Origin of the sequence: Microcoleus sp. Pol12B3, assembly GCF_036701355.1 — a bacterium.
Taxonomy (GTDB): domain Bacteria; phylum Cyanobacteriota; class Cyanobacteriia; order Cyanobacteriales; family Microcoleaceae; genus Microcoleus.
Genome location: NZ_JAUBQS010000074.1, coordinates 22,554 through 29,949 on the forward strand (window position 1 = coordinate 22,554; position 7,396 = coordinate 29,949).

Annotated in this window: 3 protein-coding genes; all 3 read left to right on the plus strand. The window is 42.5% G+C overall.

Annotation, left to right across the window (positions count from 1 at the left end):
* The first annotated feature begins 8 nt into the window (after positions 1-8).
* Positions 9-1,022, plus strand: coding sequence for a cytochrome d ubiquinol oxidase subunit II (gene cydB / locus QUA53_RS25270; protein WP_333100392.1), 1,014 nt, complete (start codon positions 9-11; stop codon positions 1,020-1,022).
* 425 nt (positions 1,023-1,447) lie between these two features.
* The gene (locus QUA53_RS25275) at positions 1,448-6,829 is read left to right on the plus strand and encodes an AAA family ATPase (protein ID WP_333100391.1); all 5,382 of its coding nucleotides are present in this window, start codon (positions 1,448-1,450) and stop codon (positions 6,827-6,829) included.
* Positions 6,830-7,004: 175 nt separating this feature from the next.
* The coding region (locus QUA53_RS25280) for a protein kinase domain-containing protein (RefSeq protein ID WP_333100390.1) at positions 7,005-7,396 on the plus strand (392 nt) is incomplete at its 3' end.

Genomic DNA, 7,396 nt, shown 5'->3' on the forward strand with positions numbered 1-7,396 from the left:
GATATTTTATGCAAGCTTTGGAGCATTTTCTCCCGCAAGTTTGGTTTGTAATTTTGGCTTTGTTTCTATTGCTTTACGTCATGTTAGACGGTTTTGACTTAGGAGTAGGCATCCTGTCTTTGACTGCTGATGACGAGGAACGCAGGGGCATCTTAATGACGAGTTTGGGTAACGTTTGGGATGCTAACGAAACTTGGCTGGTGTTGATGGGTGGCGCTCTGTTTGGCGCATTTCCCCTCGCTTACGGTACGATTTTGACAGCGCTGTACATACCGATTTGCATGATGCTTTTTGGTTTGATATTTCGGGCTGTAGCCTTTGAATTTCGCGAGCATTCTAATCGCAAATTATTCTGGAATTATGCCTTTGGTGCTGGCAGTTTTTTAGCAGCTTTAGCTCAAGGATTTGCCCTCGGTGCGGTGCTTGAGGGCATTGCGGTTGATGAAGCCGGTCACTTTGTAGGTTCTACTTGGGATTGGCTGGATTGGCGATCGATCTTGGTTGCTTTGACGCTGATTCAAGGCTATGTTTTGATCGGTTCAACCTATCTAATTATGAAAACGGAGGGGGAACTGCAAACAAATCACTATCGCACGGCTAAAATTGCGGCGGTGACCACTTTAATCGGAGCAGTTTTAATTACGATCGCTACTCCGATTTTTTACGAAAGTGCTAGATCCAGGTTGTTTGAGAAACCGCTAGTTTATGTGTTTGCCGCGATTCCTTTGCTGGGAGTCCTGTTGGTAGGACTGCTGCTGAAAAGTCTCGCAAACAAAGAAGAACGCACGCCGTTTGTCTGGACGATTCTGATTTTTTTGCTTACTTTCATCGGCTTGGGATTAATTGTTTTTCCCTACATTATTCCGTCGCAAATCACGATTTACCAAGCCGCAGCTTCGCCCAGCGCCCTGGTATTTATGATTGTGTTTATGGGCGTTCTGCTCCCGATTATGATTTTTTACAACATCTACAATTATGTTGTGTTTCGGGGTAAGGTTGTCGGCGGCCACTACGGCGAATAAAGCATAATACAACCGCAGATGCAGGCAAATATACGCAGATAGTATCAAGTTTATATACTGGTCGATCTGCGTATATTTGCGGTTAAAAATTACAAGTTATTGTTTTATGATACCATCACAACTTACGAAACCATACTACACATACCATAGCGCCAATAGGGAAAGGAACTGGTTGAGAATTAGCGATCGCACGTCATGCGATTTGAAATTTGAGATTTGAGATTGAACTCACGGATGAGTCCGGGGGCTTGTCACCAAATTGCTTGATTGTCAAATAATATTTGATCAACATAGGGAAAAAATTACAGTTAATTCTGTACCTAGCGAAGGTGCAGAGTTTGCGATCGGTATCTTTGTCAAATAATAAAATACAATGGAATAGAAGGTTTTAATTTAACTCTTTTATAATAAAGGCTCAATAAGTTATGGATGCGATCGCAAATTTGTCAGGTTATGAGATTACAGAGAAACTTTATGTAGGTACACGTACTTTAGTCTATCGAGGCATCCGTACCCGTGACCAATACCCAGTCGTCGTCAAACTGCTGCGAAACAAATACCCCACCTTCAACGAGCTCGTCCAGTTTCGCAACCAATATACTATTGCCAAAAATCTCGACTTCCCTCACCTCGTCAAACCCCTGACGCTGGAAGTATACCAGAATAGCTATGTCCTAGTAATGGAAGACTTTGGCGGAGTCTCCCTATCTACTTATCTCAAAACCGCAACAAATAAAACCGAACCATCTCAAGTTTTACCTTTAGTAGAATTTCTCCAACTCGCCATACAACTAACAGACATTATTCACTATCTATACCAAAAGCGAGTCATTCACAAAGATATTAAACCCGCTAATATTCTCATTAATCCACACACCAAACAAATCCAACTAATTGACTTTAGTATTGCCTCCCTCCTACCACGAGAAACCCAAGAAATACAGAATCCCAATATCTTAGAAGGAACATTAGCCTATCTCTCTCCCGAACAAACAGGACGGATGAATCGAGGCATTGACTATCGGAGTGACTTTTATTCCATGGGTGTGACTTTTTATGAGTTGTTGACAGGAAGGTTGCCATTTGTCTCGGACGATCCGATGAAATTGGTGCATTTTCATCTCGCCACACCGTCGAAACCGATCCATCAAATAAATCCAGAGATACCCCTAATTTTATCGCAACTTGTCAGTAAGCTGATGGCCAAAAATGCCGAAAAACGCTATCAGAGTGCATTAGGACTCAAGCAGGATTTAGAGATTTGTTTAGTTCAGTTACAAAAAACAGGCCAGATAGAATATTTTGAACTAGGAAAGCGAGATATTAGCGATCGCTTTACTATCCCCGAAAAGCTCTACGGTAGAGAAAAAGAAGTTAATCACCTATTAGCTGCCTTTGAGCGAGTCAGCACAGGTAGCACCGAAATGATGCTAGTAGCAGGTTTTTCTGGAATTGGGAAAACCGCCGTTGTCAATGAAGTTCATAAACCGATTGTCCGTCAGCGCGGTTATTTTATCAAAGGCAAATACGATCAATTTCAACGCAACATTCCCTTCAGTGCCTTTGTGCAAGCTTTCCGCGACTTAATGGGTCAATTGCTATCAGAATCCGATACCCAATTGCAAACATGGAAAACCCAGATTTTAGCAGCCGTGGGAGACAACGGACAAGTCTTGATTGATGTGATTCCTGAGTTAGAAGGAATAATTGGCGCTCAACCTCATGCAACAGAATTGTCAGGAAGTGCTGCCCAAAATCGCTTTAATCTGCTCATGCAGAAATTTGTGCAAGTTTTCACGAGTAAAGAACATCCTTTAGTGATGTTTTTGGATGACTTGCAATGGGCGGATTCAGCCTCCCTGAATTTGCTACAATTATTGATGATGGATACGGGATATTTATTAGTATTGGGGGCCTATCGAGATAATGAAGTTTCGCTTGTGCATCCATTTATCTTAACAGTGGATGAGATAGTTAAAACAGGGGCAAAAGTGAATAGGATTTATTTGCAACCGTTAAGCGAAACCGATATAAATTTGTTGATGGTGGATACGTTGAATTGCGAATTATCCCTGGCCCAACCTTTGACAAAATTAGTCTATCAAAAAACTCAGGGAAATCCTTTTTTTGCTACTCAGTTTATCAAGGCATTACATGACGATAAGCTAATTAGCTTTAATTGGGAGATTCGGCATTGGCAGTGTGATCTTGCCCAAGTTAAAGCCTTAGCGATTACTGATGATGTCGTTGAATTCATGGCTTGGCTATTGCAGAAGTTGCCACCAGAAACTCAGGAGGTTCTCACATTAGCTGCATGTATAGGATCGCACTTTGATTTGAATACGTTAGTAATTGTCAGTGAGCAATCTCCGGGAATGACGGCTACGGCTTTATGGAAAGCATTGCAGGAAGGTTTGGTGATTCCCACGACCAAAATCTATAAGTTCTTTACCCAATCGGATAGTAATGAAGTTTTCAATTCTTCAGCTAATCCAACTTATCGATTTTTACACGATCGCGTCCAGCAAGCCGCATATTCACTCATTCCCGATTCACAGAAAAAAGCAACTCATCTCAAAATCGGACAATTACTTCAGCAAAATTTTTCAAAAATAGAGCAAGAAGAAAAAATGTTTGATATTATCGGGCATTTGAATCGAGGAATTGAGTTAATTACCCAACCTAGCGAACGAGAAGCCTTAGCTAAACTGAACTTGGCAGCCGGTTGTAAAGCCAGAAATTCTACCGCCTACATGGCAGCTAGAGTTTATCTGCAAACAGGCATTGATCTACTAACAGCCAACTGCTGGCAAAGGCAGTATGAATTAACCCTGAACCTCTATGTTGCTGCTGCCGAAGCTGCCTATTTGAATGCTGACTTTGACAGCATGGAAGAGATAGCAGTACAAGTGTTGCAAGCAGCCCAGACAATCTTAGACAAAATCAAAATTTACGAAATTCAAATTGCCGCCCAGACAGCACAGAGCAAGTCACTAGAAGCCATTGCAGTAGCAAGAGAAGCACTCTGGCAATTGGGGGTTGAACTACCCACCGAAGCTGACGAAGCTTTGATTGGTAAAGCGCTAGAAGCCGTTGCCAGCCAACTCCAAGGTAGACGGATTGAAGAGCTAGTTAATCTGCCGGTGATAACTGATGCCAAGGCTCAGGCTGCCATGCCACTATTAGCAACATTATATTCTCCTATCTTTCTGGGAATGCCCGGTTTGCTGCCCCTACTTAGCAGCAAGATGGTGAGTTTATCGCTCTCCTTTGGGAATGCGCCAGCATCGACGGTGGGGTATGGCATTCACGGACTGGTGTTGTGTGCCTTTTTGGGAGATGTGGAAACGGGGTATGCCTTTGGTAAATTAGCACTTTTATTGCTTGATAGGTTCAATGTCCGGGAATTCAAGTCCATGATTCTGAATCTATTTGGAGCCTTTATTCAGCATCGCAAAGAAGCAATGAGGGCAGTGATACTGACGACGAAAGATAGCTATAGGTGGGGCATGGAAACTGGCGATTTTCTAAGTGCTGGCTACAGCATGGTCACTTACAGCTATATGAACTTTTTCAGTGGAGTAGAACTGAGCAATTTGGAATCAGAAATAGCAAGTTACAGCGCCGCCTTGGCTCAGGTAAAGCAATATTCGGCTCAGATTTATGTAGATATGGTGCGGCAGACGGTGAATAACTTAAAGGAAGTCGAGATTCTGTCGGATTGCTTAATCGGTCCGGCCTACGATGAAACAGTGATGATGCCCAAGCATAATCAGGATTATGAATTCACTGCCATCGCCGAGGTTTATATCTACAAACTGTTGCTGGCTTACTGCTTTGGTAACTACAAAGAGGCGAACAATTATATTAGCCAAGCCCAGCCCTATTTGATAGCAGTACCGGGATGTATTTTTATTCCAATTTTCCATTTCTATGCAGCCCTGACGTACCTGGCACTTTTACCCACACAGCCAGAAATTGAGCAAGCTGAAATTCTCGCCTCTGTGGAAATCCATCAAACTACTCTGCACCAGTGGGCGCAAAATGCTCCGATGAATCATCTGCATAAATGGTATTTGGTTGAAGCAGAACTGCAGCGGGTTTTGGGCAATAAAGCAGATGCACTGGAAATGTACGATCGCGCTATCCAACTCGCTAAAGAAAATCTATTCATCAACGAAGAAGCCCTCGCCAACGAACTAGCAGCTAAATTCTACTTGGGATGGGGCAAAGAAAAAGTAGCTCAAGCCTACATGATTGAAGCGTATTATTGTTATGCCCGATGGGGAGCTAAAGCCAAAATTGAGGATTTGGAAAAACGTTATCCTCGCCTACTCGGTATTATCCTTCAGCAAGCTCAAGCCTTTAGTTCATTAAAGGAAACGATCGCCCGCGGAACAATTACTTATAATACCAACTCTTCTAGCAGCAACTCTGAATTTCTCGATTTGCCGACTCTGATCAAAGCCTCTCAAGCCATTTCTGGGGAGATTGAACTAGATAAACTCCTGACTACTCTCCTAAAAATAGCGATCGCGAATGCTGGGGCAACTAAGTGTGTCTTATTGCTCAAACAAGAACAGTATTTACAGGTAGCGGCTCTTGTAGCAGAGGGACAGGAACCTAAGCTATTACCATCAATACCTCTAGAATCTAGTCAGGATGTAGCGATTAGTTTGGTTAACACTGTCAAGCGTAGTTTGAAACCTTTGGTAATAGTTGATGCTAGGGTAAGTTCCCAGCTTGCGAGCGATCGCTATATTGAACAGCACCAGCCGATCAGTGTTCTTTGTATTCCAATTCTTAATCAAGGGCAGTTGATAGGAGTTTTCTACCTGGAAAATAACCTGACGGTTGGGGCGTTTACGAGCGATCGCATTGAAGTGCTAAATTTGCTGGCTTCTCAAGCTGCTATTTCTTTAGAAAATGCCCGTTTGTATCAAGAATCTCAACAAGCATTAACCGGTCTCAAACAAGCACAAGTAAAAATAGTTCAAAGCGAAAAAATGTCAGCGTTGGGAAACTTAGTGGCTGGGGTAGCTCATGAAATTAATAATCCAGTGGGTTTTCTGACTGGTAATATTCAACCAGCTTTAGATTATATCAAAGATTTATTTGGATTGCTCGATTTATATGCACAAAAATATCCGCAACTCGATCCAGAGATTCAAGAAGAAATCGATAACATAGATCTTGATTACATCCGAGAAGATTTACCCAAATTAGTAGGTTCGATGCGGGAAGGCGTGAAGCGGATTCGAGATATTAGTAACAGTCTGCGAAGCTTTTCCCGTGCCGATACTAACTATCCCGTAGCTTGTAATATCCACGATGGCATCGACAGCACCATTATGATCCTGAAACATCGCCTCAAGGCTAACGAAAATCGTCCAGAAATCAAAGTGATTAAGGAATACGGTAATTTGCCACAAGTGGAGTGTTATGCCGGCCAGTTGAATCAAGTATTTATGAATTTGTTAGGTAATGCGATCGATGCTTTGGATGAATCAAATCAAGGGCGACATTATGCAGAAGTAGTCAATGAAATCACCATTAGAACCGACATTTCTCTGGACAAAAAACAAGCGATAATTTGCATCAAAGATAACGGCGTGGGCATGAGTGAAGCAGTGCAAGAGAAGATTTTTGATGAATTATTTACTACCAAGGGAGTAGGGAAAGGGACGGGGTTGGGATTGGCGATCGCTCGTCAAATTGTGGTTGAGAAACATGGAGGGGCGATCGAGGTAAATTCTCTATTGGGAGAAGGGACGGAGTTTACCATTTTCTTACCGATGAAAGGATAAGACGATATCTATAGATGGCAATCTTTTTATTCAACAATGAAAAAAGAAGAGAAGCGGTAGAGTCTTTCTGCTGGGGGCGAAATCAGTTATCTCACCGTTAGACTTGACTAAGAGAAGTGTATAATAAGTTACAGAAGTCAATGTCTAAGATGGAGTAATCCAGAGGAGTACCGCAGTGGATTTGACAAACCAAATTTCAGAATATCATCTGGTTGAGCAATTATACTGCGGTTCGAGAACCCTAGTATATCGAGCGCTCCGAGAAACAGACCAGATTCCGGTTGTCATTAAACTATTAAATCGAGACTATCCCAGCTTCAGCGAACTGCTGCAATTCCGCAACCAATATACCATCGCCAAAAATCTACGTCTGCCGGGAGTCGTTGAACCCTACAATTTAGAGTCCTATCGCCACAGCTATGCCCTAGTAATGGAGGATTTTGGCGGTATTTCTCTGCGAGACTATGCCCAAGAACGCAAGCTGACTCTAGCAGAAATATTGGAAATTGCCATTCAAATAACTGATATCCTTGACGGACTGTACCGAAACAGAGTCATTCACAAAGA

Excerpts from the sequence above, each read along its gene's own strand:
- cydB (WP_333100392.1), top strand. The coding sequence starts at position 9 with ATGCAAGCTTTGGAGCATTTTCTCCCGCAAGTTTGGTTTGTAATTTTG.
- QUA53_RS25275 (WP_333100391.1), top strand. The coding sequence starts at position 1,448 with ATGGATGCGATCGCAAATTTGTCAGGTTATGAGATTACAGAGAAACTT.